Source organism: Pontibacter sp. HSC-14F20 (genome assembly GCF_019599265.1).
In the GTDB taxonomy this organism is placed as follows: domain Bacteria; phylum Bacteroidota; class Bacteroidia; order Cytophagales; family Hymenobacteraceae; genus Pontibacter.
In genome coordinates this window covers 36,016-62,689 of the sequence record NZ_JAHZTC010000010.1, presented here as the reverse complement: position 1 = coordinate 62,689, position 26,674 = coordinate 36,016, and the positions used below count along the sequence as shown (strand labels likewise).

25 protein-coding genes are annotated in these 26,674 nt (G+C 50.7%); 15 read left to right on the top strand and 10 right to left on the bottom strand.

All coding sequences use genetic code 11. The features are described from left to right. The first annotated feature begins 124 nt into the window (after nt 1–124). The 7 genes from rocD to K3G39_RS11405 all read left to right on the top strand — a co-directional run bounded on the left by rocD (nt 125) and on the right by K3G39_RS11405 (nt 8,075). Nucleotides 125–1,366, top strand: coding sequence for an ornithine--oxo-acid transaminase (rocD, locus tag K3G39_RS11430; RefSeq protein WP_220626299.1), 1,242 nt, complete (start codon nt 125–127; stop codon nt 1,364–1,366). A gap of 119 nt (nt 1,367–1,485) precedes the next feature. After that, complete coding sequence (locus K3G39_RS11425) at nt 1,486–1,743, top strand: putative signal transducing protein (RefSeq protein ID WP_220626298.1); 258 nt, start codon at nt 1,486–1,488, stop codon at nt 1,741–1,743. A gap of 132 nt (nt 1,744–1,875) precedes the next feature. After that, the gene (locus K3G39_RS20875; RefSeq protein WP_255594256.1) at nt 1,876–2,001 is read left to right on the top strand and encodes a hypothetical protein; all 126 of its coding nucleotides are present in this window, start codon (nt 1,876–1,878) and stop codon (nt 1,999–2,001) included. Between the two features lie 46 nt (nt 2,002–2,047). After that, nucleotides 2,048–2,218, top strand: coding sequence for a hypothetical protein (locus K3G39_RS11420; protein ID WP_220626297.1), 171 nt, complete (start codon nt 2,048–2,050; stop codon nt 2,216–2,218). A gap of 116 nt (nt 2,219–2,334) precedes the next feature. Beyond that, nucleotides 2,335–3,309: a porphobilinogen synthase gene (gene hemB, locus K3G39_RS11415; RefSeq protein ID WP_255594255.1), complete on the top strand. Its 975-nt coding sequence runs from the start codon at nt 2,335–2,337 to the stop codon at nt 3,307–3,309. Between the two features lie 200 nt (nt 3,310–3,509). Beyond that, on the top strand, nt 3,510–7,271 hold the full coding sequence (locus K3G39_RS11410; protein ID WP_220626296.1) for a S8 family serine peptidase: 3,762 nt from the start codon (nt 3,510–3,512) through the stop codon (nt 7,269–7,271). A gap of 186 nt (nt 7,272–7,457) precedes the next feature. Next, complete coding sequence (locus K3G39_RS11405) at nt 7,458–8,075, top strand: hypothetical protein (RefSeq protein ID WP_220626295.1); 618 nt, start codon at nt 7,458–7,460, stop codon at nt 8,073–8,075. Nucleotides 8,076–8,151: 76 nt separating this feature from the next. On the opposite strand, the gene K3G39_RS11400 is transcribed toward K3G39_RS11405, so the two are convergent. The 4 genes from K3G39_RS11400 to K3G39_RS11385 form a co-directional block, all read right to left on the bottom strand. Then, nucleotides 8,152–10,686: a DUF5916 domain-containing protein gene (locus tag K3G39_RS11400; RefSeq protein ID WP_220626294.1), complete on the bottom strand. Its 2,535-nt coding sequence runs from the start codon at nt 10,684–10,686 to the stop codon at nt 8,152–8,154. 201 nt (nt 10,687–10,887) lie between these two features. After that, nucleotides 10,888–11,268, bottom strand: a complete 381-nt coding sequence (locus K3G39_RS11395) for a co-chaperone GroES family protein (protein WP_220626293.1) — start codon at nt 11,266–11,268, stop codon at nt 10,888–10,890. A gap of 158 nt (nt 11,269–11,426) precedes the next feature. Beyond that, nucleotides 11,427–12,626: a homogentisate 1,2-dioxygenase gene (locus K3G39_RS11390; RefSeq protein WP_220626292.1), complete on the bottom strand. Its 1,200-nt coding sequence runs from the start codon at nt 12,624–12,626 to the stop codon at nt 11,427–11,429. Nucleotides 12,627–12,702: 76 nt separating this feature from the next. Next, the gene (locus K3G39_RS11385) at nt 12,703–14,388 is read right to left on the bottom strand and encodes a S41 family peptidase (protein ID WP_220626291.1); all 1,686 of its coding nucleotides are present in this window, start codon (nt 14,386–14,388) and stop codon (nt 12,703–12,705) included. 681 nt (nt 14,389–15,069) lie between these two features. Between K3G39_RS11385 and ruvX the strand changes: the two genes are divergently transcribed. Both ruvX and def read left to right on the top strand, forming a co-directional pair. After that, entirely contained in the window at nt 15,070–15,486 is a 417-nt protein-coding gene (gene ruvX / locus K3G39_RS11380; RefSeq protein WP_220626290.1) for a Holliday junction resolvase RuvX, read from the top strand. After that, entirely contained in the window at nt 15,483–16,043 is a 561-nt protein-coding gene (def, locus tag K3G39_RS11375; protein ID WP_220626289.1) for a peptide deformylase, read from the top strand. Before ruvX ends, def begins: the two co-directional genes overlap by 4 nt. Before the next feature lie 78 nt (nt 16,044–16,121). Here the strand turns inward: def and K3G39_RS11370 are convergent, their stop codons facing one another. The 5 genes from K3G39_RS11370 to K3G39_RS11355 form a co-directional block, all read right to left on the bottom strand. After that, nucleotides 16,122–16,988: a hypothetical protein gene (locus K3G39_RS11370; protein WP_220626288.1), complete on the bottom strand. Its 867-nt coding sequence runs from the start codon at nt 16,986–16,988 to the stop codon at nt 16,122–16,124. Nucleotides 16,989–17,106: 118 nt separating this feature from the next. Then, nucleotides 17,107–18,105: a signal peptidase I gene (lepB, locus tag K3G39_RS11365; protein ID WP_370627252.1), complete on the bottom strand. Its 999-nt coding sequence runs from the start codon at nt 18,103–18,105 to the stop codon at nt 17,107–17,109. After that, nucleotides 18,062–18,190, bottom strand: a complete 129-nt coding sequence (locus tag K3G39_RS21160) for a hypothetical protein (RefSeq protein ID WP_370627251.1) — start codon at nt 18,188–18,190, stop codon at nt 18,062–18,064. Before K3G39_RS21160 ends, lepB begins: the two co-directional genes overlap by 44 nt. Nucleotides 18,191–18,369: 179 nt before the next feature. After that, nucleotides 18,370–18,792: a DUF1810 domain-containing protein gene (locus K3G39_RS11360; protein WP_220626287.1), complete on the bottom strand. Its 423-nt coding sequence runs from the start codon at nt 18,790–18,792 to the stop codon at nt 18,370–18,372. 218 nt (nt 18,793–19,010) lie between these two features. Next, nucleotides 19,011–19,199: a hypothetical protein gene (locus K3G39_RS11355; protein ID WP_220626286.1), complete on the bottom strand. Its 189-nt coding sequence runs from the start codon at nt 19,197–19,199 to the stop codon at nt 19,011–19,013. On the opposite strand from K3G39_RS11355, the gene K3G39_RS11350 reads away from it, so the two are divergent. From K3G39_RS11350 to K3G39_RS11340, 5 genes are all read left to right on the top strand, one after another. After that, complete coding sequence (locus K3G39_RS11350) at nt 19,198–19,392, top strand: hypothetical protein (protein ID WP_220626285.1); 195 nt, start codon at nt 19,198–19,200, stop codon at nt 19,390–19,392. The genes K3G39_RS11355 and K3G39_RS11350 overlap by 2 nt on opposite strands. A gap of 107 nt (nt 19,393–19,499) precedes the next feature. Beyond that, nucleotides 19,500–20,102, top strand: a complete 603-nt coding sequence (locus K3G39_RS11345) for a zinc dependent phospholipase C family protein (protein ID WP_370627250.1) — start codon at nt 19,500–19,502, stop codon at nt 20,100–20,102. 75 nt (nt 20,103–20,177) lie between these two features. Next, nucleotides 20,178–20,396: a hypothetical protein gene (locus K3G39_RS21155; protein WP_370627249.1), complete on the top strand. Its 219-nt coding sequence runs from the start codon at nt 20,178–20,180 to the stop codon at nt 20,394–20,396. After that, nucleotides 20,383–20,547: a hypothetical protein gene (locus tag K3G39_RS20870; protein WP_255594254.1), complete on the top strand. Its 165-nt coding sequence runs from the start codon at nt 20,383–20,385 to the stop codon at nt 20,545–20,547. The genes K3G39_RS21155 and K3G39_RS20870 overlap by 14 nt, the downstream gene beginning before the upstream one ends. Before the next feature lie 120 nt (nt 20,548–20,667). Then, on the top strand, nt 20,668–22,236 hold the full coding sequence (locus K3G39_RS11340) for a serine hydrolase (RefSeq protein WP_220626284.1): 1,569 nt from the start codon (nt 20,668–20,670) through the stop codon (nt 22,234–22,236). Nucleotides 22,237–23,231: 995 nt separating this feature from the next. Here K3G39_RS11340 and ettA read toward each other — a convergent pair. Next, nucleotides 23,232–24,902 carry an energy-dependent translational throttle protein EttA gene (gene ettA / locus K3G39_RS11335; protein WP_220626283.1) on the bottom strand — a complete coding sequence of 557 codons (1,671 nt, stop codon included), beginning with the start codon at nt 24,900–24,902 and terminating at the stop codon, nt 23,232–23,234. A gap of 366 nt (nt 24,903–25,268) precedes the next feature. Here ettA and K3G39_RS11330 point away from each other — a divergent pair, with 366 nt between their 5' ends. Then, complete coding sequence (locus tag K3G39_RS11330; RefSeq protein WP_220626282.1) at nt 25,269–26,582, top strand: DUF349 domain-containing protein; 1,314 nt, start codon at nt 25,269–25,271, stop codon at nt 26,580–26,582. Nucleotides 26,583–26,674 lie beyond the last annotated feature (92 nt).

Genomic DNA, 26,674 nt, shown 5'->3' with positions numbered 1-26,674 from the left:
CAGGCTGTTTATCGCTATATTTACAACAAATCATCAGAAACCCTGTAGATATAGGTTCGGAGTTGCAGCCTGTGGCGCAGCCCTGTCCCGAGTTTCAGAAAACAGCTTTTTTAACACATCAACTATGAGCACGCTATCCATTACTTCCAGCCAACAGGCCATCGAAACCGAAGAAAAATACGGCGCCCACAACTACCATCCACTGCCGGTGGTACTCAATAAAGGCGAAGGCGTATACCTGTGGGACGTGGAAGGCAAACGCTATTATGATTTCCTGTCGGCCTACAGCGCCGTGAACCAGGGACACTGCCACCCGCACATCATCAACGCCCTGATCGAACAGGCAAAACAGCTCACACTTACTTCCCGCGCCTTTTACAACGACAAGTTAGGTATAGCCGAGAAGTACATCTGCGAGCTGTTTGGCTACGACAAGGCGCTTTACATGAACTCGGGTGCCGAGGCCGTAGAGACCGCTATCAAACTGGCCCGCAAGTGGGGTTATCTGAAAAAGGGCATCGCCTCGCATAACGCCGAGATCATTGTGGTAGAGCGCAACTTCCATGGCCGCACTACGGGCATCATCTCTTTTTCTACCGACCCGGACTCTACCAAAGGCTTTGGTCCGTACATGCCGGGCTTTAAAGTAATTCCTTACAATGATCTGGAAGCACTGGAAACAGCCCTGAAAGAAAACCCGAATGTGTGCGGTTTCCTGGTGGAGCCGATTCAGGGCGAAGCGGGTGTGGTAGTGCCGCAGGACGGCTACTTATCCAAGGCGCATGCGCTTTGCAAAGAGTATAATGTGCTACTGATGGCCGATGAGATTCAGACAGGTATAGCCCGCACGGGTAAGCTACTGGCTACGTACTACGACGACGTGAAAGCCGACATTCTGATACTGGGCAAAGCACTTTCGGGTGGTGTGCTGCCGGTGTCTTGTGTTCTGGCCGACGACGATATTATGCTGTGCATCCAGCCGGGTGAACACGGTTCTACTTTTGGTGGCAACCCGATGGCTGCCGCTGTGGCTATTGCTGCTTTGGAGGTGATAAAAGATGAGAACCTGGTAGAGAATGCTTATAAAATGGGGGAGATCTTCCGGGACCGCATGAACCAACTGATGGTAAAACGCCCCGAAGTGGTAACACTGGTACGTGGCCGCGGATTGCTCAATGCTATTGTGATTCAGCCGGCAGCTGACGGCCGCACTGCCTGGGATGTGTGCGTAGAACTGAAGGAGAATGGCCTGTTGGCCAAACCAACGCACGGCGACATAATCCGTTTCGCACCGCCGCTTGTGATGACCGAGGAGCAACTGCACGAGTGTTGCGATATCATCGAAAAGGTGATCATGAAATTCTAAGTCAGGTATACCTGAAACGCATGAAAGGCGAGGCTGTAGCGGCTTCGCCTTTTTTTCTGCATCGGCCATGTAAGTCTGATTGTAATTCACTAGCTTTAGAAAGCAACAGCTTTGAAAACATGACTCCTTCAGATCAAACCAAACCCATCGTTATCTTCTCCGGCGACTTCCACCGGGCGGCCGTCATCAAAAATATGCTTGAGAACCACAGCATTTACGTGTTCATGCAAAACGAGCACATGGGCAGCATTGCACCCTGGCAGGTTGCTTCGGGCGGCTTCAATCCAGTGAAACTGATTATTTCCGGGCAGGATGAAGAGGAAGCCAAAAGACTCCTGGAAGGTTTTAATGACGCCGCTTTTGACAACGAAGACTAGCATATCTGACTTATGAAAAAATCAGTTAGAATAGTTACAATCATAATAGCGCTTATTATAGTTTTCATAGCAGGAGAACAGGTCGGAAGCAGTATTGGCGAACTTATTTTTAACTTAACACGCTAATCCGTTATGAAAAAAGGGAACCTATACCTGACACCGATAACCATCAAAGCAATCTTACTTGCCGCTTCGGCTTTTGCTATTTACAGTTTCGGCAAAAGCATGGGTGAGGCAATTTATTATATTACAACTTAATACAGCGCGACTTCTTTGAACGATTCCCAACTGCAAAACTCCATCAATGAAACCCAACACCTATTCCCTCTCTCTTCGCTTAAGAAAATGGATCATCGCTTTTGCTTTTGCCGGCTTTTTGGTCGGGCTTGGTATCGGCGCTTACGTGGCGCACAAGCAGCATACAAAATCTGACAACACCGCACCGGAAGCTATTTCTGAAACCCAGCAGGAGTAAACGAGATTCCAGGTATAGCGCCTGCCAAAATATAAGGTATAACTTCGCTTTGCCCCGCATAAGCCGTACCTTTGCAGTATACTTATGTTGAAACATTTTAGAGCAAACGCTATATTATGATCACGAAAAGACCAAGAAGAAACCGCTATAACGAAGTCATCCGCAGCATGGTGCAGGAAACCGCTCTGGAACTAAACGACTTCATTTTCCCACTTTTTATCATCGAGGGCCAGAACCAGAAGGTGGAAGTAGGCTCCATGCCAGGCATTAACCGCTATTCAGTGGACACCCTGCTCGACGAGGTAGCCTCCTGCGTGGACCTGGGCATCAAAGCCTTCGCCCCTTTCCCGAGCATCCCCGAAAACCTGAAAGACAAGTACGCCAGAGAGAGCGCGAACCCCGACGGCTTATTCCCGAGAGCTATCCGCGAAATCAAGAAAAACTTCCCGGATGTGGTGCTGATGACGGACGTCGCCATGGACCCTTATAGCTCCGACGGCCACGACGGCATTGTGATAAACGGTGAAATTGTAAACGACGAAACGCTGGAAGTACTGGGCAACATGGCGCTCACACAAGCGCAGGCCGGCGCCGACATTGTAGGTCCTTCGGATATGATGGATGGACGCGTTGGGCACATCCGTCGCGTACTCGATGAGAACGACTTCCACAAAGTAGGCATCATGAGCTATACTGCCAAGTATGCGAGTGCTTTCTACGGTCCGTTCCGCGACGCTCTGGATTCTGCCCCGAAAATGGGCGACAAGAAAACTTACCAGATGAACCCCGCCAACAGTCGCGAGGCCCTGATCGAAGCTGCCCTGGATACCGAAGAAGGAGCCGATTACCTGATGGTGAAACCTGCTTTGGCATACCTGGACATTATCAAACTGCTGCGTGACAACTCGCACCTGCCCATCGCCGCCTACAACGTGAGCGGGGAGTATGCCATGGTAAAAGCTGCGGAACTCAAAGGTTGGATCGACGGTGAAAAGGCCATGCTGGAGAGTCTGCTGAGCATCAAGCGTGCTGGTGCCGACATCATCCTGTCCTATTTTGCCAAGGATTTTGCAAACTACCTCCGAAAATAACCGGAAATGCCTTCTGAAATTGAGAGCGCCCTGTACTAAAAGTGCAGGGCGCTTTTTTTTTGCAAATGGCCTGATATTAATCAGGTATAGACAGCTACCGGGTCAATGTCTAGCCATTTATCGTATTCATTCTGAACCAGTTTGGGGTTCGGGCACTTTTAGTTATATTGGTGGTTCTAAACTTCTACCTAAACTACTTTATGAGAGGATTGAGCCTTTGGCTGATGGCGGCGGCACTTGTAACAACTACTGTTAGCTTCGCGCAGCAGCTCGGTACGTTGCCTGTGCGCGCAAATGTGAAGGAACTGGGCCGCATTGCGGCAGCTGAAGACAAGAATTACCGGGTAAAACGTGCCGAGGCCATTGCGCTTGCCAGGCAAAACGGCTGGGAAATAGAAAAGACTTACCCGGACGGTACCCACATCTCGCTGCAACACCTCGACAAGCTGGGTATGCCGGTTTACTACATCACCTACAACAGCTCCGCCGCCAGCACCACCCGCACGGACCAGCTTTGGGAAGGCGGCAAACTAGGCCTCAATCTCAGCGGTGCAGGCAACAGCGTAACCAACAAAATGGGCATCTGGGACGGTGGTATGGTGCGTGAATCGCATGTGGAGATGCGCGGCCGCGTAGAGCAGAAAGACAAAGTCACTAAGCTAAATGAGCATGCTACCCACGTGGCAGGCACCCTCATTGCCAGCGGTCTGAGCGCTAAGGCGAAAGGGATGGCCTATGGCGTGCAGAAACTCTATGCCTATGACTTTAACAACAACACCTCCGAGATGGCCGAAGCTGCACAAGGCAACATGCTGGTCTCAAACCACTCGTATGGCACCATAGCCGGCTGGCGCTATAACAGTGAGCGCAAAGGCACTGACGAAGATCCGTACTGGGAGTGGTGGGGCTCCACACAGATAAGCGAAACCGAAGACTACAAGTTCGGTTTCTACGACGAGACCTCTGTTAGCTGGGACCGCATTGCCTACAACGCCCCTTATTTTCTGATTGTGAAGTCGGGCGGGAACAACCGGCAGGAACCAGGCCCCGAAGTGGGCAAACCCTACATGCAGCGCAACTCCAACGGTAACTTTACGCTGGTGGCAAAGCGCCCGGATAACATCAGCAGCAACGACAGCTATGATGGCATCGCCACTTACGGCTCCGCCAAAAACATACTGACAGTAGGCGCGGTGAGCAACATACCGGGCGGCTATAACCAGCCTTCTGATGTAAAGGTCTCCGGTTTCAGTAGCTTTGGCCCTACCGATGATGGCCGCATCAAACCTGATCTGGTAGGCGGTGGAGAAAACATACTTTCCACGACCAGTGTCAGTGATAAATCCTATAAGGCATTGAGCGGCACTTCCATGGCTTCTCCCAACATATCGGGTTCGCTGCTACTCCTGCAGGAGCACTATGCCAACCTGAACAAAGGGCAGTTTATGCGCGCCGCCACACTCAAGGGTCTGGCCACCCACACCGCTGACGAGGCCGGCGATGCCCCAGGTCCGGACTACATGCATGGCTGGGGACTCTTGAACGCCAGTCGCGCTGCTACCATGATCAGCAACACACAGGGTACGCACCTCATACAGGAGCGCCAGATGGCGCAAGGCAAAACCTATACTTTCGAGGTAGTAGCATCCGGTGCGGGCCCGCTGGTGGCCACCATTTCCTGGACCGATCCGGAAGGAGCCGTCCACCCGACGGCAAGCGCCCTGAACAACCGCAGCCCGCGCCTGATCAACGACCTGGATGTGCGCATCACCCACCGTGGTACTACGATTTTGCCCTGGGTACTGGACCCGAACAAACCAGAGCAGCCTGCAACCCGCGGCGATAACCTGGTGGACAACGTAGAGCAGGTGTTTATACCTAAGCCTATGCCTGGCGAGACCTATACCATTACCGTATCGCATAAACGCACGCTACAGAAGGGACCTCAGGATTATTCTTTATTAGTGAGCGGCGTGGGCGGCACCGCCTACTGTGCAAGTGCCCCTGCTTGGGAGGTTGGTTCACGCATCAGCAAAATCACATTCGACGGCATCACTACTCCTTTTGATGGCTGCGCTACCTACCGCCTGCAAGAAGAAATGCTGTTGACGTTTGAACCGGGTCAGACCAAAATGGTATCGTTTGAGCTGGGTACCTGTGGCACCAACGCCAGCAAGGCAGCCAAGGTATACGTGGACTGGAACGGCAATGGCAGCTTTGAAGATGAAGGAGAAGAAGCAGCTGTTTCGGGTGTGATTAGCGGCGTAGGTATGTTTAATGCCAGCATTTCCGCCCCTTCGTTCCTGCAACCGGGCTACATCACCCGCCTGCGCGTTGTCCTGGTCGAAACATCTGACCCGGCAGGTATAAGCCCCTGTGGCATCTATACCCGCGGCGAAACACAGGACTACATTGTGCAGGTGGCAAGGCCCTCTTCGGATATCGTACTGCATCAGGTAACACCGGTTGGGGCTTCACTTTGTGCGGGTACAACTCAACAGTTCATCGTTACACTTCGCAACAACGGGCTGCGCGATCAGAAGGCTATACCCGTCACCCTAGAGGTATACCGCAGCGGTTCCAAAGTAGCCACCCTGACAACAGTCTATACCAATACTTTAAAATCTTTCAATTCTGACGAGATCTTACTTACTGCTGATTTTCAGACGGAAGCAGGGGTAACTTATGAACTGGTTGCCTCGGCAGGCACTGCTGGTGATGCCGTACCTGAGAATAACACGCTACGCAGGAACTATGGAGTAGGCGGTAATACAGCTGCCCCACAGGCTGTGGCCACGCGCTGCGGAGATCAGCCCAGCTATACCCTGACCGGCACAGGCGACGGCACCGTGTTCTGGTACAACATGGCAAGCGGAGGCACGCCCATAGCGGCAGGTAACGCAACCAGCATTGCCAGGAGCAGTGCTAACGGCACCATCTATGCCTCCCTCAATGATTTCTCGGCTACCATTGGCCCGGCAACAAAGAAGCTTGCGACAGGTGGTGGCTATAACCAGTTCACGCCAGATGTTATTGTAGAAACGCAGGCTCCGATGCTGCTGGAAAGCGCCCGCCTGTACATCGGCAACTCCGGCAAGATCACCTTTACGGCCTACAACAGCAACGGCTCCCCTGTTTCAAGCCGGACAATTACTATGGAAGCTACCCGCACCACCCCTGCCCCGGGTGTACAGGAAGATGACCCGAACGATCAGGGTGCGGTGTACTATTTAGGGCTGGAGTTACCCGAGGCTGATACCTACAACATTGCCATCAGCTACGACCACAAAGATGGAGCGACCATTTACCGGAACAATGCGGGTGTAACAGGCTACCCCTTTGGCGTAAGCAATGTGTTTACCATCACCGGAAACACGGCCAGTCCAGGTTCGCTAAGCTATTACTATTACTTCTACGACCTGAAAGTGCGGGCGCTCGGCTGCGCCAGCCCAAGGGTAGCAGTTCCGGTAGAGAATGGCTCTCCTATTCCGACGCCGCTCATAACACGCCAGGACCTGAGCCTGCAATCGAGCGTGGCGGATGGCAACCAATGGTACCTGAACAGCCAGCCTATACCTGGCGCAACCGGACAAACCTATACCCCAACCGAAAGTGGCGACTATACCGTGCAGGCACAGTGGCAGGGCTGCGTTTCTTCTCGGTCGCAGGTCTATACCTTTGCTTATCAGGCTAATGGGCGTGCTCTTAAAAAGGAACTGGTAGCCTCACCCAACCCAAGTAACGGGGTGTTTAAAGTTCAGTTTGAGACGGAACAACAAGAGGACCTCTTCCTGAATGTGACGGACATGCTGGGCAATCTGATCTATACCCGCAAGGTGACTGGCTTTAACGGTTTCTACGAAGCAGACATTGATCTTTCAGCTAAAAACTCAGGCATTTATCTGCTGCGCGTGAAATTCGGAGACGAGGCCTATACCCAAAAATTAGTTCTGCAGCGTTAGTAAGTAACAAGCAGTAGGAAGAACCCTGGCCATTGAGTCGGGGCTTTTTTTATGACCTGGCTTTCGCATCATCCACAGGTATAAGGTCTTAGTCAACTCCTATGCCTGCCACTGCCGGGCTGCCCTTATTTTGCTGAACCACCTGTAATGCCTATCTTCAGCGGAACAAACAATAAGACATAGACTATGAAGAAACTATTACTCGCTGCAGGTATAGCATTTATGTTCGCCTCCTGCGCCCAACAGCCACAGGCCAGCAATACCACCTCACAAACCGAGGAACTTGAGCAGGTGCCCGAAGAGCAGCAGCGAACCTCGCCAGCAACAGCTACCCAGCAGGCGTTTTTTACCGAGTTGAGCAAGTTGTGCGGCAAGAGCTTCAGGGGCGTGGCCGTGTTCCCGGCCGATGGCAAAGACCCGTTTGCAGGGAAAGAACTGACCATGCACGTGCGCGAATGCTCTGACCAGATTATCCGTATCCCCTTCTATGTCGGCGAGGACAAATCCAGAACGTGGGTGTTTACTCAAATGGAAGAAGGCCTGCAGCTAAAGCATGACCACCGCCACGAAGACGGCACCCCTGACGAAGTAACCATGTACGGCGGCATTGCTATGGACACAAACGATGCGAGTACCATGCGCTTCCCGGCTGATGCCTTTACCGCCCAGCTTATACCTGCCGCCTCTACAAACGAGTGGAACGTTGTGCTGAGCCCGGATGGTAAAACCTTCAGCTACATTCTCAAGCGCGACAACCAACTTCGCTTTCAAGCTGATTTTGATCTGACCCAGCCGATTAATTAAGTTACACTGGCTATACCCCAAAGAGAAGGCCCGAAGCTGCTGCAGCTCCGGGCCTTCTCTTTGGGGTATTACAAACTTAAGATTTTGAGAACTGCTTTTTCAATACCTGGTAATCGATGAAGTAAAGCACGCGTATCGATAGACTGTTGGTCTGCGGACCGGTAATAGTGCGGGTGAAGTTTTCGTGGTAATGCGGGATGATGTCTTCCTGGCTCTCCAGGATGGCGTTCTTCCACATAATACTGATCTCGCTGCCCGGCGCAAACCACCACGAGTACATCATGTCGATGTTGAAGGCGTTGTAGTTGATGTTGTGATTCGGCAGCTCGCCATCCGGAAAGTAGCCACCGTGCGGGTAATTATTGGCCAGCAACTCGCCTTTGTCGTCGAGCGTGAAAAAGCGGTTATACTCGGCCTTGGACCAGTAGTGCCGCGCCCGCAACGACAGCGACATCCGGTTGTTGAAGATGTATGAACTTGTAAGTGTATTGTCAACCGTATGCACGTCGCGCAGGCCAAAGATGATGTCGTGCTCCTGTCCGCGCTCGGTGTCGCGTGAAAAATGCTTGGCGTAGCCCATGTCATCGCGGCTGTTGTTGCGGCTATACCTGTAAATGAACATCAGCTTGTCGTTCACCCGGAAACGTGGGGCAACTACGTAAGTGAGCCGCTGGCGCTTGTGCTCGTCGAAGGTACGATAGTCGAGCTCCACATCCAGGGCCAGGCGCTTGCGGTAGTCCGACGAGACCCAGGTGCCAATGCTGTAGTTAGTTGGGTAGGTATAGTAGCGCCCCTCCACCCGCGGCTCAAAGAAGTCGTAGGTCTTCACCGGCTCCAGGTTCGAGTAGATGCCCATGCTCATGAAGTTGCGGAACGTGCCGCTCACCCGCCCGTAGATCACCAGGTTTTGGAAGTCGCCGGGCTTGTAGCGGCGGCTGTACTGAGCCCCCAGCTGGGTGTTCATGTTGAGCAGCTTCCAGAACGGCTGGTAAAAGTTATACCGCAGGTTCAGGTCTTCGTCGATAGTGTTCCGGATGAAATTGATGCCCATATCGTTGGGGTCGTAGGTATCGGACTTCATGGAATGGGTATAGCTGTACTGAAAATTCCCGCTCACCTTGCCCGCCCCAATACTGTACATGTGGCCCAGTTGCGTATCGCCGGTGTAGTATTTCTGGCTCAGGGCAGCCTTGCCACTCACAGCATATTTGTTTCCTTTGCTGGAGATCTGGAACAAAGCGCCTGTCAGGTTGGCGTCGTAGGTGCTGCCTGCGCGCATTACGTTGGTGTTTACCAGCGTTACGTAAGAGTTGTTTTTGAGCGATTGATCCAGCACCAGTATGTTGTAGTTAGTGAGCGGCTGTGTCTCTTTCCTGAAACGGTTGCCCTCGCTGTCCTCCAGCGTGGCAAACTGCTGCCCCACCACGGCGTTGAATAGGCCAATGCCCAGGCCCGACTGCGTGCGACCCGAAATCTTGGTGCCGTTCAGCATCTTGGTCTCGCGCGGGTTCTCAATGATGGTGTTGCCCAACTCCTGCTCCTCATCCGCGTCCAGCGAGTTGATGGGCCTGCCGCCGATCCGGCGTGAGTACAGAAAATCACCCTTGTTAAAAAGCTCGGTCCCCTCCATAAAAAAAGGCCGGTTCTCGTTGAACTGCACCTCAAAAGGCGAGAGGTTGAGCACCTGATTGTCGGACTGCACCTGGCTGAAGTCAGGTATAAGCGTCATGTCGAGCGTGAAAGCGTCGCTGATGCCGTATTTCACGTCCATGCCGCCGCTGAAGTTGAAGTTGTTCTCATACCTGGTGGTGCCGTCGCCGTTGCGCACCGGGTACTTCTCCACATACCCCGACACATAGGGCGTGAGCGAAAGGCGTAGCGGTGCCTCCACGTTTTTGATGCCGGTGAGCTTGCCCCACTGGTTCGCAAAGCCGCTGTTAGCCGGATCCACGTGGTTCCAGAAGTAACCCTTGCGCGTGGACTGCCGGTTGCGCATAAAGTTGAGCCCCCAAAGTTGCTCCGGCTTGTTGCTGAATCGGATAGCCGAGTAAGGTATGCGCATTTCTGCCACCCAGGCATTTCCCTGAAGGCGCGTGCTGCTCTCCCACACAGCGTTCCAGGTAAAGTCCTCGCCATTAGAGGAATAGCGGGCATCAAGCTGCACACCGGCGGGTGTCACAAAAAAGCCGAAACCGTTGATCTGGTCGTTATAGGTATCGAAGAACACCCCAAAGAAGTCGGTGTTACCGAGGTCATCGCGCTTGCCCAGCTGCCTGAAAATGCTGTCCTGCGACACATCGTGCATAATAGCGCCCACATATAAGAAGTCATCGTCGTAGAGGATGCGCACCTGCGTAGGATGCACCTCTTTCGGACCGGGGTTTGGCCGGTTCTGTATAAAGTCGGTGGCTATTTCTGCTTGCTGCCAGATGGCCTCCTCCAACACACCGTCCACCTTAATGGGCTCGTTGATGCGCATGGCCTGCAATTGCTTGGGCGGCGCAATAGCTGGCGCTGCCTTCTTTTCCTGCGCCCATACCTGCTGCAGCGTCAAAATCCAGACAAAAATAACACCCAGTCCCCAGGCAGGTTTAGGTAAAAATTGATTCATAAAAGATGGCAGCAAAAATGTACGAATTGACAAATATATTGAATAGATGGAAGATTGATTGCCATAGTTGCTTCTGCCCGATTGCATTTGGGCTAACGGCAGTAATGAGCAGGTGAACTGGCTGGTTTTATCTACCAAAAAGCAAGGCGCCATACCTGTCTGTCAGGTATGGCGCCTTGAAACCTCCTCAAAACCTATTGCTTACAGGTCTTCTTCGCGCACCAGCATCAGCACAGCCGACTGCGGCACAATAAAGTATTTTTCACTGAGGTAGTTGATTTCGATGGCGTCGCGCTGCAGATAGATAGCCAGATCGCCCTCTTTTATCTGTAGCGGCAGGTAGCGCACCTGCTCCTGTTCCTCGTCGGGGAGCATCTCTTCGTCAAAGCCATAGTCGGCAGGCATCGGATAACCGGGGCCAACCCTCATCACGTAGCCTTCCTGTACTTTTTCTTTTTCCTGCACGCCGGGCGGCAGGTATAGCCCGCTCTTGGTCTGCTCCCGCGAGCTTTTCGGCTTGATCAGTACACGGTCGCCAACGATGATGATTTTCTCGAGTTTATTGCTTTCTGAAATTCTCATGGATAAAGTCTGCATGTTTGATTGGAGTTTACCCTCACTTTTAAAAAATGTCTGGCTGTGCTAATCTAGAACAAAAAAGGAGAGCAGCCTTGCGGGCTGCCCTTCCTAAATGCCTGCACAGCGTGCAAAATTAAGTAAAATGATTGAGAGTAACGTGCTTAGTCGAACATGTCGGCGGCGCGGGCGGTATCCGAACCATACTCTAGCCAGCTCATCGGGTAATTCTTGTCCATCAGGCCCACTGCCTCCTCAGTCAGGTATAGCGGCTTGAAGGTGTCGATCATCACGGCGTACTCGTGCGTTTCTTTCTTGCCGATGCTCGCCTCTACCGTGCCCGGGTGCGGACCATGCGGTATACCGCCCGGGTGCACCGTAAACGAAGCCCTGTCCACACCTTTGCGCGACATAAAATCGCCGGCCACGTAGTAGAGCACCTCGTCGGAGTCTACATTGGAGTGATTGTAGGGTGCAGGTATAGCCTGTGGGTGATAGTCGAACAGACGCGGCACAAAAGAGCAGATCACAAAGTTGTGCGCCTCAAAGGTCTGGTGCACGGGAGGTGGTTGGTGGATGCGGCCGGTTATGGGCTCAAAATCATAGATAGAAAGCGCGTACGGATAGAAATAGCCATCCCAACCGACCACGTCAAACGGACTGAAGTCGTAATAGTACTGGTGCAGCATGCCGTCTTTCTTGATCTGCACCAAATGCTCGCCACCCTCTGTATACTCAACCAACTCATGGGGAGCCCGAATGTCTCGCTCACAAAACGGCGAGTGCTCCAACAGTTGCCCGAAATGGTTGCGGTAACGGCGTGGGGTTTCAATCGGGCTGAATGACTCGGTAATCAGCAAACGTACCGGACCGTCGTTGAAGTGAAACTGGTGGATGATCGTACGCGGAATCACGATGTAATCGCCTTCCCGGAACTCCAGCTTGCCCATCTGCGACAGCAACACCCCGCTGCCTTCGTGTACAAACACCACCTCGTCAGCCTGCCCATTTTTGTAGTAGTAATCCATTTTCAGCTCCGACGGATTGCAAATGCTGAGGGCCACATCGCTGTTGAGCATCATGGTCTTGCGGGCATTCAGGTAGTCGGTGCCGGTAATGGTCTGGTCGAGTGTTTTGAGGTGATGCGGCGCCAGTTTTATACCTTCGGCAATTTTGGGTGCGTAAGGTATAGGCTCCCCGATGCGGGTGATGCGCGTCGGCGGATTCTTGTGGTATAGCAACGACGACAGACCGCTAAAGCCCAGCGTACCTACGAGCTGCTCGGCGTACAGACTACCGTCTTCCTGCCGGAACTGCGTGTGGCGCTTCTGCGGGAAAGTGCCCAATTTGTGATAGTAAGCCATTCCTTTTCTTTGGTTATGGTTTTCAAAAGCTACCCTACCAGGCGCTCTTCCTTATACAAATATAAATTTTGGTTTGTTATACGCCACCTTTGGCCAGACGCTGCGCCTTACCAAACTGACGCAAAGCTTCCTGAAACTCCTCGTCTTTTTCGTGCAGAATCGGGAAGAAGCCCGGATTGCCGTATACGCTGCGACCAATAAAAGCTTTTACATTGTTGCGCAATAAGGATTCCGACCGCTTAAATTGCAAATCATCATAGGTTACTTCCGATTGTGACGCTAACCTGAGCAGGTCTTTCATCATCTTGTCTGATACGTTGAAAGACTTGATATACTTGTCCATTTGCATCTTCTCCAGGTCTCTGCGGTTATCGTTGTAGTAGGCCAGGGCGTACTCGCGTATCACGTTCTTGCTATACAGCTGCCCCAGAAAGTCTGAGATCTCGGTGGTATCGCGCGCCACAAACACATCCGGCATAATACCGCCGCCGCCGTACACCACACGGCCTTTACTTGTCTTATACTTAAGCGAATCCACAAACAAGCTACTGTCCGGATGGAAGTACTCGCCGTTCTCGAAACGGTTCAGCATGTCTTTCTGGTAATCCTCGGTGCCTGCCACATAAGGTTTCTGGATAGAGCGCCCGCTTGGGGTATAGTAACGCGAGATGGTGAGACGCAGCTCTGAGCCATCGTTGAGCGGAATCGGCATTTGCACCAGTCCTTTGCCGAACGAGCGACGGCCCACGATCAGAGCGCGGTCGTTGTCCTGCAGGGCGCCGGCCACAATCTCAGAAGCGGAGGCACTACCCTCATCCAGCAGCACGATGACCGGGTTATTTTCGAAATCACCTTTGGTGCGGGCAAAAGATTTGGAGTCGTAGCGGGAGCCTTTGCCGTCGGTATACACGATCAGCTTATCTCCGGCAATGAACTCATCAGCCATGCGGGTAGCGTGATCCATGTAACCGCCGGGGTTGCCGCGCAGATCCAGGATCAGCTGTTGCATACCTTTCTTCTTCAGACCAGAAAGTGCCACTTTAAACTCGTCGAAGGTATTGGAAGCGAAGCGGCTCACTTTGATATAACCGGTGTTGTTGTTCACCATGTAGCTCACATCCACCGACACGGTCGGGATTTTGTTGCGGGTGATGGTAAAGTCGAATGGTTTTTTGCTGGCTTTGCGGAGTACCTGTATTTTTACGTCAGTGCCTTTTGGTCCGCGTAGGCGTTTAAACACTCCCTCGTTGGTAATACCGGTGCCGGCCACATTTTCGCCATCCACCGAGACAATCTTATCGCCAGCCTGTATACCTGCCGCCTCTGACGGACCGCCACTCAGAGGCGTGATCACATAAATCGTATCCTTGAAAATATTGAACTCTACACCAATGCCTTCAAAATCGCCTTCCAGATATGAGCGGGCCATAGCCAGGTCGGCGGCCGGAATGTAGGAAGTATGCGGATCGAGCTTCTCGAGCATTTTAGTGATGGCGTGGTCGGCAAGTTTCTCAGTGTCCACGGTGTCCACGTAGTCGCGATCGATGTAGCTGAGCACATCACGGAACTTCAGATAAGCCTTGGCCGTGCTTTGCGGGTTGTTATCAGAAGGGGAAAATGTATTGGCACCGATCAGCACCCCCACGATCAGGGCCGCGGCGATGTACAGGGGCAGTCGTACCTGAAAAGGCGTGTTGCGGGGTTTGCTCTGCTCTGTCGCTTCCGGCTCCTCCTGCGGGTTGTATTTGGTTTCTTCGCTCATCTCGATCTCTAAAAACGGTTAAATATAAAGCTAAGCGGGCGCTTTTGTGCAGCTTTATGGAGATAAATATTCACGCTTCTCTATGCAAGGCTTCTTTATAGGTATACCTTCATGCTGTATAGCTTGTTATTCTTTGAACAAAGCTTTGGTCGGGTTTTATTCCATTTTAGTATAAAAAAATGCTGTAGTAGGGTTTTAATATAGCTGCGTAGTGGCGGCTGTTGGAGGTATAGCGGGCCCTGCTATTGCAGGTATAGCAACCTGTATTGCTTTGTAGCTCGCCCTGGCCGGGCGGGCCCTACTTTTTGTCTTGACAAAAAAATCGAGGGCCCCTACCCCCACTCGCTGAACGCTCTTGACAGGGGGACCCCTTCACTCCCAACAGTGGAGTGTCGTAAAGGCGCACCTGACAAAGTGATCTGTTTCATTGTCAGCGTGCAAGTTAATCTTGCTATACCTGCCAGTGGTATTTGCTACGATGCTATACCTGGAGAATTGGTAGTAGCAGAAGTTCCTCTTTGAAGGGGGATGTTAATCGTGCACGAGAATTCTATTATTTTTTAAATCCTGATTCAGAGAAGGAAAGGCCTGACAACTACAATTCCCGATTAAATCCCTTAACTTTGTATTTTTAAGCGCGAGCCACCAAGTAACAGGCAGCAAAGGCAAAAATCAGGTATAATGGCGAGAATTTTAGGTATAGATTATGGCAATAAGCGGGTGGGACTGGCTGCGACAGACGCGCTCCAGATCATCGCTTCGCCACTCGAAACCATACACGCCAAAGACGTACTCGCATACCTGAAAGCCTATACCCAACGCGAGCCCGTGGAGGCTATTGTAGTAGGTATGCCCCGCCGCCTGACCGGTGAGGCAACCGATGCAACGCCACATGTTATCGGTTTTGTGCGTAAGCTCCAAAAGGAGTTTCCGGGTATACCGGTGCATACCGTAGACGAGCGCTTTACCTCCAGCATGGCCCAGAAAGCAATGCTGGCCGGCGGGCTCAAGAAGAAGGACCGTCAGGACAAAGGTACGGTAGACCGCGTGAGTGCCGCCATTATTTTACAGTCGTATTTAGAAAGCAGAGCAATATGATTTACCCAATTACCGCCTATGGCGACCCGGTGCTGAAGGAGCCGGCGCAGGATATCCCCAAAAACTACGAAGGTCTGAACGAGCTTATCGAAGACATGTATACCACCATGTACCATGCACATGGCGTGGGTCTGGCTGCTCCTCAGATCAGCAAAAGCATCCGTTTGTTTGTGATCGACTCGGAGCCGATGATGGACGAAGGCGACGAAGGTAAAGGCGTGAAGAAGGCGTTCATCAACGCGGAAATAATTGAAGAGGATGGCGAAGAGTGGGGCTTTGAAGAAGGCTGCCTGAGCATACCGGGTGTGCGCGAAGTGGTATACCGCCCGGAGCGCATCGTTATCCGCTACTTCGACCAGGATTGGAACGAGCACACCGACACCTACGACGGCATGACAGCCCGCGTGATTCAGCATGAATACGACCACATCGAGGGCATCCTGTTCACTGACCATATCTCGGGCCTAAAGAAACGCCTGATCAAGAACAAACTCACCAAAATATCAAAAGGTGAAGTGGACGCCGACTACCGCATGAAGTTCCCAGTGAAGCGTTAGGCTATACCTTAGCATAAGAAAGCGCCTGCCCCAGAAACGAGGCAGGCGCTTTTCTTTTGTGTAATGCTATACTTCAAGCTATTCCGTTATGGTTAATGTATAGGTGTTTACCATGTTGAAAGGTTCTCCTCCGTATGGATTTGGCCATATGTACTCCTCTCCGTCTGCAATTGTCCCGTCTTCAGCTGCAGTAAGTTTGATGTGTATTATTTTCTCAGGGTCGAAACTACTTGTTTTATTAATGCGCAGCACCTCGTAGCTATTACCTTGAAACGAGCCTCTTGAATTAACAACCAGTTGCTCTTCTTTATCATAATGCACACCCTCTGCTGCAGTTCCCGAAAAGGCAAGCGTGACTTTCTGAGGATGTGTAAAAGCTCTGTCTGCCATTACAGTGAGATAGAAACGACCCTGATTGTCAAGATGCGCTATATTGACTGTTTGTGTTACATCTCTTTCATTTTTTTTGAACAAACCGAAAACTGGCTTCGGCGTTATATCCTGGTAATCAATGGACAGGCCGGCTTTGGGCATCACTACCCCGTTTTCATAGCTGTAGACTTTTATTTCGAACGCGCTATTACCTTGGTATACCTCATCTTTATCCACCCGCAGTTGTATAGTTCTTGTTCTTTCCCCAGCAGGTATGGGTATGCGCGTCAAATTTCGTTGCTTGCCATCCACTTCTGCAGTAATCCACCCGTCATCATGACGGATCTCCCTGTTCATAAACATTGCAGCCCCATCCAGGTATAGATATTTAAGTTCTTTGTAAGTTCTATCCATCTCCACAGTTACTTCAACAACATCTCCCCCTTCCACCAGAGTCTGGCTGTTGCTTGATATTTTTACCTGCAAATTGGCGGGACCCACGTCATCATCCTTGCAACCAGTTAAAAAAATGCTCAGGCATAAGCCCAGACCGAGTAGTACTTTAGATTTCATAGGCGTTTAAGTAAGACGGTTAGTAGACATTGGTTAAAGATATACTCCTGAAAGACAATATTCTAACAAGCAACATCCATACCATATTTACTATATCCTATGTTTTTGTTTGCACCATTTACTCTATCCAGCTGAACAACCTGCCCCAACGCACTTTTTCGAATATTTCAGCCTCCTCGTCCACCGAGAACCAGGTGAAAATGGGTTTGCCTACGATGTGGTCTTCCGGCACAAAACCCCAGTAGCGGGAGTCGAGGGAGTTGTGGCGGTTGTCGCCCATCATGAAGTAGTAGTTCTGCCGGAAAGTATAGCTCTTCGCTTCCTGCCCGTTCAGGTATAGTTTGCCGTCGCGCACTTCGGTATTCTCGTTTTGCTCGTAGCCTAAGATGATCTTCTCGTAAAGCGGCAGTGTCTGTGAGTTAATTGCTACCGTAGCGCCTTGTTTCGGGATGTAGAGCGGGCCGTAGTTATCACGATTCCAGCCGTGGTTGCCAAAGATACCCGGTTCTGCCTCACCGGTTTGCATTTGCTGCAACTCCACCTGCCTGATAAAATCGAGCGAAGCCAGCGCCTTAGCCTTGATGGGAATCGTGTGCAGAATGTAACCGCCCGGCACAGGGTATAAGTCGGTGATATCGCGGTCCCGCAAGAACTTAGGTTGCAGCACTTTTTCGGTGGCCACAAAGTAAGCATACTGCATCTTCTCCGGATTATCGAGTGGCTGACCGTTTAGGTATAGTTGTCTGTCACGAATCTCGAGCGTGTCGCCGGCTATCCCTACGCAGCGCTTCACGTAATGCGTGCGCTGGTCCACGGGGTGCTCCTCCTCCACCGGAAGGTTAAACACCACCGGGTCGTTGCGTTTGATTTCGGAAAAGCCAGGCAAGCGAAGCGATTCCAGCTGCAACGCATCAGAATAGGCAGGTATGTCGGTGCCCCAAATGGTCTGGTGCGTGAGCGGCACTTGCAGCGGCGTAATAGGCGTACGCGGGCCATAATGCAGCTTGCTCACAAACAAGCGGTCGCCCACCAGCATCGACTTCTCCATAGAAGACGTAGGTATGGCATAGGCCTCAAACGTTGCCCACCGAAAAAAAGTGGATACGACGACGGTCAAACATCAATGCGTTGCCCCATTCGCGCAGGGCACTCTTCCTGACTGGCTTTTCGGTAGTTTTTTTCTTCCAGAATCTTAGCTGCATTTTTAAAGCATAGTGAGTTTACTATACTTTAACTGTATTACTGGTCAGCAAATTATACCTGTAGCCAAGAAAATTATCAAACTATACCTTATAAAAATAGAACAGAGAAGGTATAGCGATAGTTGTCGTGATGAAACCCACTTTGGAATTACATAAGTTGACTGAGACAGAAACTGGTTTTATCGCAGTAGTTGCCGGGTCTTCTCATCCGCTTCGCCCTTATAATATTTATCCAGCACATTTTTAAATACTGGGTCAGCATTGGGCACAGCCGCAAACAAGGTCATGCTGGAGCGCAGCTTCAGGTCGTCGGGGTTTCCTAAAATCTGATTGGCAGTTTTACCCTCCAGCGCCAGCATAGCTTTAGAAATCTCAACCAGGCGAGGCCCCAGCACGGGGTGCTGCAGGTATAGCCGGGCCTCTTCCAGATCTTTGATAGCGTAGAATTGGGCGGTTTCGCTATACCCCAGGCCTTGCACCTGCGGGAAGATAAACCACATCCAGTGACTGCGCTTGCGGCCACTTTTTATCTCGGAAAGCGCTTGTTCATAGCTATCCGTTTGGGCATCCAGAAATCGGGTCAGGCTATCGTTGTTTTTCATATCGAAGGTATAGGGGTAATGGCTACTTCAGTAGTGGATACTGCATGTACGCAGCAGGTAGTTTGCGGTATACTCCCTGCCACGCTGAATTAGGCTGTTTTTTCCTCTTTTAACATCTTCCTGATGCGGGGGCTGATACCGACTGATGAAACAGAAATAGTCCTGGCCCAGTCCGCTTCGGTTAATTCATTCCGATTCAGGTTCTCGATAACCAAGGTCTAGAGGGCCGCTATATAATCGTTCAGATTCCGGATGTCGGTGGGCACCAGTTCTCTCGTAATGGCATCTTCCTCAATCTGTAAATCCGAGTCTACCCTTATACCTATGGTACCTTTGTTGGGTATAAGTTGCTTTCTCCCTGTTGAGTCCGCTATTTCTTCGGAGGTATAGCCCAATGATACCATCATGGCCGTAATGGTCCCTGCCGATGTGCCGCCGACCTATACCCTGCAGCTTGCCATGCCGTTCCAGTTCGTCGATAACGCCGGCGTAGGCAATGCCCCTATACCTGCTCCCTCAAAAGCCGGGTTCCTGATCTCACAATCCTGGCCCTATACCTGCGTGGTAAGCAAACAGAAGAGAATGGCAAGCTTAATATAATGCTTCATAAGAGATGGGTAAATTCGGTTTCATGCAGGTACTGATGAATAAGGCTGCACAGGTATAGGATTGCTGCCTGGCAGGAACGAACAGCGATCTGGCTAGCCATGTGGCGTCTAATATACAAATTCCCCGATTATCCGTACACCGTAGGTATGGCTTTCCGACACATCGCTGTACTGTTGCTTCTCTCATTCCTGCTGCCGCTCACCGGGTATAGCTGGGGCTTTTTTGCGCACCAGCGCATCAACCGGCTGGCCGTCTATATCTTGCCTCCCGAGATGGTGGGCTTCTACAAAAAGCATATCCGCTACATCACCGAAAACGCCGTGAATCCCGACCGCTGCCGATATGCCGTGGCAGGTGAAGCACCCCGCCACTACATCGACCTGAATGTGTACGGCGACAGTGCGCTCTATAAAATGCCCCGTTTCTGGCAACAGGCTATGGAACGATACGGCAAAGACACGCTGATGGCGCATGGTATCATGCCGTGGCACATCAACCGCATGAAGTTCCAGCTCACGCAAGCCTTCAAAGACCGCAACCTCGACCAGATTCTTCGCCTTTCTGCCGACATAGGCCACTACATTGCCGATGCCAGCGTGCCGCTTCACACTACGCGCAACTACAACGGGCAGCTGACGGACCAGCGCGGCATCCACGCTTTCTGGGAAAGTCGCCTTCCCGAAATGCTCTCCGACAATTAAGACTTCTTTGTAGGGCAGGCGCAATACATAGAGCAGCCGCAGCTCAGGGCCTGGGACATCATCCCCAGCGCTCATTTGGCCCTCGACTCGGTGCTTGGATTTGAGCGGGAACTGACGCTCGAATTTGATGAAGAAAAGAAGTACAGCTATGAAGTGCGCGGCAACCTGACTACTCGGGTATACTCCAGGGAATTTTCAAAGGCTTACCACCGAAGGCTCAACGGGCAGGTGGAGCGGCAGATGCGCCTTGCTATTCACAACGTGGCCAGCTACTGGTTTCTTGGGTCAGCCTGACCTGCGCCAACTGGCTTCTATCCTCTCGGTTGAAGAACAGGAACGATTGCGCATGGAGCTAAAAGAATACAAACAAGGGCCGCACCTGCCGCGCGAAGAAGGCGAAACGCACCTGCACCGAAACACGTGGATTTCAGGCCGAAAAGAGTAGTCCCTACGGTAACTCGCAAAAGCAAAAAATCTTTACTGGCGTCTATACAACAACGAGCAAGCGGCATTATGCAAAGGACATGAAATTACATAACTTGCCTTTGTAAATATTAACTCACCCATGAGCTATACCTATACCTTCTTCAAGCGCATTGCGCTGTTCTTTACTTTAGCAACCATCGTTAGCCTGCAGGCCTCGGCCCAGCAAAACACAGCCGCTACCCTGCAAAAGCTCGACGCTTACTACCAGAAAGCCCTGAAAGACTGGGATGTGCCCGGCATGGCGATTGCTATCGTGCGGAACGACTCCGTTATTTTCGCCAAAGGCTACGGCGTGCGCGACCTCAAGGCAGGCGGACAGGTAGACGCCAACACCGTGTTCGGCATCGCCTCCAACTCCAAAGCCTATACCGCTGCAGCCCTCGGCATACTCGTGGACGAAGGCAAACTCAACTGGAATGACAAGGTAACGAAGCACCTGCCCTGGCTGCAGCTATACGACCCGTACGTAACACAGGAACTCAACATTAAAGACCTGCTTAGTCACCGGGCCGGTTTCCGTACCTTCAGCGGCGATTTGCTCTGGTACAACACCACCTACAGCCGCCGCGAAATTCTGGAGCGCGCCCGTCACCTGCGGCCCGCCTACAGCTTCCGCGACGGGTATGGTTACTCCAACCTGATGTTTATCGCCGCCGGCGAAGTGATTGAGGCTGTGTCAGGCCAGAAGTGGGAAGACTTTATCAAACAGCGCTTTTTCGGCCCGCTGGGCATGAACCGCTCTTATACCTCCGTGAACGAACTGGCTGGTAAAGACAACATCGCCTCTCCGCACGGCTCCGACGAAAAGCACAAACCATACCCGACTACTTTCACAGCATGGGACAACTGGAACCCGGCAGCAGGCATATTCACCAGCGTGAACCAGCAAGCCCAGTGGATGAGACTGCAACTCAACCGTGGTACCTACAAGAGCAAGAATATTTTCAGTGAGGACGCCAGCCGCATGATGTGGACTGCCCAAAATGCCATGCCTGTTTCAAAACAATCCGAGGCTAATGTGCCTTCTACGCACTTTTCGGCCGCTGGCCTGGGTTGGATGATGAACGACTACGAAGGACGCAAAATACTGGCGCACGGCGGTGGCCACGAAGGGATGAACAGCCGCACCGTACTGGTACCCGAAGAAAACCTCGGCATTGTGATCCTGACCAACAGCATGAGCAGCATCATGTCGCCGTTGGCCAACTATACCTTAGACCAGTTCTTCGGAGTACAAAACGGTCGCGACTGGAGCCAGTTCTCGCTCGACAACATAGCCAAAGCACGCAAAGCGCAGGAAGAAGCGGCTGCCAAAGCCCCCAAAGAGAAACCGCGCAAAAGCAAGCCAACTATGGATCTGGAGGCCTATGCCGGTACGTACAACAGCCCGCTTTATGGCGACGCCACCATCACAGTGCAGAACAAGCAACTGGTATTAGATTTGGCTCCAGCTCCAGCCTTGGGTGGCAAGCTCACGCACTGGCAGCACGACATCTTCGACCTCGAGTGGAAAAACAACTTTGCCTTGCTCACACCTACTAAAGTGCGCTTCATTGTTGGGCCTGATGGAAAAATTGCCGAAATGCGACTTGATTCCAATAACCCTGATTTTCACTTCAGTGAGCTGGAATTTAAAAAAGTTAAATAAGCGGACTCTTGACTTAAAAACAGCGGGGCCATACCTGATTCAGGTATGGCCCCGCTGTTTTTTTAAGATGCAGCTCTTAGTAAGCTACGATTACAGAAACTATGCTCGCAACTGCAAAATAGCCTGCTATTACAATGTATGCCAGCGCATCTTCATCAAAGTAGAGTTTTTTCATGAGTGACAACCTTTTAAACGTTAGAAATAATTTAAAATACCTTTGGCTGTCGGTTGCTTTTATTTACGGAGTAGGTGTGCAAATGTTGTACTATTTACAAAAAAGATGTTATTTTATATATATTAATATAGAGATATTGATACGTACTTTAATGACAGGCGATTACCGAACCTCTAGCCCTCTTCATGTTCTAACGTAACCATTCTTCTACAGGATGCTTTTGGAGAATAAATAGCTGCCTAAACAATAAGGGCGATGCTTGGTAGCATCGCCCTTATTCATAACTTATATTGGTAAGCTAAATTATGCTACTGCTACTAGCAAACTACTTATTGCTCCGCCAAGCACGAAATAAGCAGCAACAATTACATTAGCTAGAGAATCATTTAGAGTAAATTTTTTCATGACAATAGAACATTTTAAGGTTTAGGTTAGACTTTGTTATTTCAAGCATAAAAAAATTAACTTCCATTTAAATATATTCATATTTATTACAGAAGACGATGCAAGTAAATATAAAATAATTATTATATGCAAATAATTTCATGTAAATCATATTTATTATAACGATACACAGGCGATTAACCCATTACCCACCTTGTTATATTGCAATTCTCTAATAATCAATAACATACAATACACAGTGTATTATTCAAATAATTATAATTGTATATTTTTTTAAATTTTGCTGCTAGCCTATACAAAATGAGAGAATCTCACTTTGTATAAGGACTGGAAAAGCAAAATCCCCTGACAAACAATTAGTTGCCAGGGGATTTTGCAAAAAGGAATTTCGGTTCTTAGCACACAATGGTGCAATCTATACCAGCTTCTTATAGCGTATACGTTTCGGCTCTACATCACCTAAACGCTTCTTCTTATTCTCTTCATAATCTGTGTAGTTACCCTCAAACCAGTATACCTGCGAGTCGCCTTCAAAAGCCAGAATGTGTGTACAAATACGGTCGAGGAACCAGCGGTCGTGCGAGATAATTACGGCACAACCGGCAAAGTTCTCCAGCGCGTCTTCCAGTGCACGAATGGCGTTTACATCCAGGTCGTTGGTCGGTTCGTCTAGCAGCAGCAGGTTACCGCCTTCTTTCAGCGTCATGGCCAGGTGCACGCGGTTGCGCTCACCACCCGACAGCTTCTCTACTTTCTTTTCCTGATCGCCGCCTGAGAAGTTAAACTTGCTCACATAAGCACGGGAGTTTACCTGCCGTCCGGCCATCATCATATGCTCCGTACCTCCTGAGATCACTTCAAACACCGATTTGCTTGGGTCCAGATTGGTATGCTCCTGGTCAACGTAAGATATCTCTACCGTTGAACCAACCGTAAAATCACCTGCATCGGGCTTTTCCTGACCGGTTATCAGCTTAAACAAAGTAGTTTTACCAGCACCGTTCGGACCAATGATGCCCACAATGCCACCTTGTGGCAGGGAAAAGTTCAGGTTCTCGAACAACAACTTATCGCCATAGGCTTTGCTGATGTTATGCGCCTCAATCACCTGCGCGCCCAGGCGTGGCCCATCAGGTATAAAGAGCTCCAGTTTTTCTTCCTTCTTAGAGGCCTCTTCGCTGGCCAGCTTATCGTACTGACTGATACGCGCCTTTGACTTGGCATGACGGGCTTTCGGCGCCATACGCACCCACTCCAACTCACGCTGCAGGGTTTTCTGACGCTTGCTTTCTGTTTTCTCTTCTTTTGCCAAACGAGCAGCTTTCTGCTCCAGCCAGCTGCTGTAGTTACCTTTCCAAGGTATACCTTCGCCACGATCCAGTTCCAGAATCCAGCCAGCCACATTGTCGAGGAAGTAACGGTCGTGAGTTACAGCGATTACAGTGCCCTTGTAGTGCTGCAAGTGCTGCTCCAACCAGTCCACAGACTCAGCGTCGAGGTGGTTGGTAGGTTCATCCAGCAACAGTACGTCTGGTTCCTGCAGCAGCAGGCGGCACAGGGCCACGCGGCGCTTCTCACCACCCGACAAGTTGCCGATCAGAGCATCTTCCGGCGGTGTGCGCAGGGCATCCATGGCGCGCTCCAGGCGGTTGTCCAGTTCCCAAGCGTTGTGGTGATCCAGTTTTTCCTGCACGATACCTTGCCGCTCGATGAGTTTGTTCATCTCATCATCGGTCATCTCCTCGGCGAACTTCATGTTGATCTCGTCGAACTCCTTCAACAAGCCAACCACTTCGCTCACACCTTCTTCCACCACTTCGCGCACCGTTTTGGTCGGGTCCAGTTGCGGCTCCTGCTCCAGATAGCCTACACTGTAGCCCGGCGACCAAACTACTTCGCCACGAATCTCTTTGTCCACACCGGCAATGATCTTGAGCAGGCTCGACTTACCGGAACCGTTAAGGCCCAACACGCCTATTTTGGCGCCGTAGAAAAATGAGAGATAGATATTTTTAAGTACTTGCTTCTGTGGGGGGTAGATCTTGCTGACCCCGGCCATAGAGAAAATAATGGTTTCGTTGCTCATTTTACTGTATATCAGATTAGTGCTGCCCGCAGACAACAAATTAAATTTAAATAAGAACAGTGTTTACAGCGCCCGACCCGACAAATATGCACAATCAGGCTATTTTTTGTACCGACAAATACAAATATCGTAAAAATTCATGTGTTTATGGTTCACAAAAGTGCTTTGAAATCACTAAACTTGTAGAAAAACTGTATGGGAGCAGTCCGCAAAGACTTATCGTAGCACCAAGTCAGGTTTTTATTGGAGGACTTCTGCGACTAAACCGCAGGCTGTCAACGCTACAACCTGACTTGCGTATGCTAAGGTTAGTCTAAATTCTGGACCCTTTGCCCTTTTATGTTCCGAATCTAACCCGATCCTTAAATGGAAAACAACGACCTATTGGAAGAAGCCAAAAAGTACGGCTTTATTCAGGACCAACAAGTATGGCTGAAAGCTTTTATGACTTATCCCGACAGAAAGGTGGGTGAGGTAAAAGAATCAGAAGAAGACTCGCTGGTTTATTTTGCCAGGCGCTTTCTCATGTTTAGCGATAAGGTAAACGCCCTGCTTGAGCGCATTGCAACTTCCGAAAACAAAGGCTCTTTCCTGATGAAGGTGCTGCACATGAAGGACCAGGTAGGTAACTACGATGCTTTAGGTGACTTTGAGGCTGTTTACCATATGCTGAGCAAAGCCGAGGAGGACATCAACGAGACCATCAAGCAGAACCGCGAGAAGAACCTGAGCATCAAGATCGGGCTTATAAATGAGGCTGAAGCGCTGCAGGATAGCGTAGAGTGGAAAGAAACTTCTGATAAGATGAAAGACCTCCGCGCCACCTGGATTAAGACCGGCCCTGTGGAGAAAGATCTTACCGAGGAGATAGAGGAGCGCTTTAAAACAGCATTGGAAGCTTTCTTTGAACGCAAAAAATCCTTTTTCAACGATAAGAAGCAAATGCAGAACCGCACATACGACAGGTATAGAGACCTGATCGCGAGGTCGGTAGCGTTGCAAAACTCCGAGGAGTGGGAAGCCACAACAGCCAAACTGAAGGACCTGCAGACGCAGTGGAAGCAGATAGGCGGGTCGTTGCCACGTGCTACGACCAATAAGCTATGGACTGAGTTCAGAAAAGCACATAACCACTTCTTTGAGCGTCTCAAAGTGAAGATCACCAACGAGAAGACCGACTCAAAAGAGAAATACTACGAAACCAACCTGGAGCGTAAGCAGGAACTGGTAAGCCAGGCCGAGCAGCTGCTTCAGCAAAACAGTCTGAACGACGCCGTGAAGCGCGCGAAAGAACTACAGGCAGAGTGGAAAAAAGTAGGCCCCGTACGACCTGATGTTTCAGATGCGATCTGGGAGCGCTTTATCAAGGCTTGTGACCGTGTGTTCGAAATGAGCAGCCTGGAGCACTACATCCGCAAGCGCCAGCAGAACGCCAACGAAACGTATGGCCATGAGGAAGGACTGAATGCCCGCATCAACGCCCTGCGCGATTTCATCAAGTCTGATCGTCAGGAGCTGGAAGTGCTGGAGACGAACCTGGGGAAATTGAGCGAAGCACCAAGCAACGATTCATTCCGCAACATGCTTTTGGGCAAGATCCGTAATTTCAATCGCAAGATCACAACCAAGCAAGCCCTGATCGAAATGTTCCAGGAGCAGCTGAGCACGATCAATAAATAGAAAAATTAAGATTTAACTATATCTTTTAGTGGAGCGCCTGTTGCTAATGCGGCAGGCGCTTTTTATATTTACCTACAACCCAATCAAGGTAG

Excerpts from the sequence above, each read along its gene's own strand:
- rocD (WP_220626299.1), top strand. The coding sequence starts at position 125 with ATGAGCACGCTATCCATTACTTCCAGCCAACAGGCCATCGAAACCGAA.
- K3G39_RS11425 (WP_220626298.1), top strand. The coding sequence starts at position 1,486 with ATGACTCCTTCAGATCAAACCAAACCCATCGTTATCTTCTCCGGCGAC.
- K3G39_RS20875 (WP_255594256.1), top strand. The coding sequence starts at position 1,876 with ATGAAAAAAGGGAACCTATACCTGACACCGATAACCATCAAAGCAATC.
- K3G39_RS11420 (WP_220626297.1), top strand. The coding sequence starts at position 2,048 with ATGAAACCCAACACCTATTCCCTCTCTCTTCGCTTAAGAAAATGGATC.
- hemB (WP_255594255.1), top strand. The coding sequence starts at position 2,335 with ATGATCACGAAAAGACCAAGAAGAAACCGCTATAACGAAGTCATCCGC.
- K3G39_RS11410 (WP_220626296.1), top strand. The coding sequence starts at position 3,510 with ATGAGAGGATTGAGCCTTTGGCTGATGGCGGCGGCACTTGTAACAACT.
- K3G39_RS11405 (WP_220626295.1), top strand. The coding sequence starts at position 7,458 with ATGAAGAAACTATTACTCGCTGCAGGTATAGCATTTATGTTCGCCTCC.
- K3G39_RS11400 (WP_220626294.1), bottom strand. The coding sequence starts at position 10,686 with ATGAATCAATTTTTACCTAAACCTGCCTGGGGACTGGGTGTTATTTTT.
- K3G39_RS11395 (WP_220626293.1), bottom strand. The coding sequence starts at position 11,268 with ATGAGAATTTCAGAAAGCAATAAACTCGAGAAAATCATCATCGTTGGC.
- K3G39_RS11390 (WP_220626292.1), bottom strand. The coding sequence starts at position 12,626 with ATGGCTTACTATCACAAATTGGGCACTTTCCCGCAGAAGCGCCACACG.
- K3G39_RS11385 (WP_220626291.1), bottom strand. The coding sequence starts at position 14,388 with ATGAGCGAAGAAACCAAATACAACCCGCAGGAGGAGCCGGAAGCGACA.
- ruvX (WP_220626290.1), top strand. The coding sequence starts at position 15,070 with ATGGCGAGAATTTTAGGTATAGATTATGGCAATAAGCGGGTGGGACTG.
- def (WP_220626289.1), top strand. The coding sequence starts at position 15,483 with ATGATTTACCCAATTACCGCCTATGGCGACCCGGTGCTGAAGGAGCCG.
- K3G39_RS11370 (WP_220626288.1), bottom strand. The coding sequence starts at position 16,988 with ATGAAATCTAAAGTACTACTCGGTCTGGGCTTATGCCTGAGCATTTTT.
- K3G39_RS21160 (WP_370627251.1), bottom strand. The coding sequence starts at position 18,190 with ATGCAGCTAAGATTCTGGAAGAAAAAAACTACCGAAAAGCCAGTCAGG.
- K3G39_RS11360 (WP_220626287.1), bottom strand. The coding sequence starts at position 18,792 with ATGAAAAACAACGATAGCCTGACCCGATTTCTGGATGCCCAAACGGAT.
- K3G39_RS11350 (WP_220626285.1), top strand. The coding sequence starts at position 19,198 with ATGGCCGTAATGGTCCCTGCCGATGTGCCGCCGACCTATACCCTGCAG.
- K3G39_RS11355 (WP_220626286.1), bottom strand. The coding sequence starts at position 19,199 with ATGATGGTATCATTGGGCTATACCTCCGAAGAAATAGCGGACTCAACA.
- K3G39_RS11345 (WP_370627250.1), top strand. The coding sequence starts at position 19,500 with ATGTGGCGTCTAATATACAAATTCCCCGATTATCCGTACACCGTAGGT.
- K3G39_RS11340 (WP_220626284.1), top strand. The coding sequence starts at position 20,668 with ATGAGCTATACCTATACCTTCTTCAAGCGCATTGCGCTGTTCTTTACT.
- ettA (WP_220626283.1), bottom strand. The coding sequence starts at position 24,902 with ATGAGCAACGAAACCATTATTTTCTCTATGGCCGGGGTCAGCAAGATC.
- K3G39_RS11330 (WP_220626282.1), top strand. The coding sequence starts at position 25,269 with ATGGAAAACAACGACCTATTGGAAGAAGCCAAAAAGTACGGCTTTATT.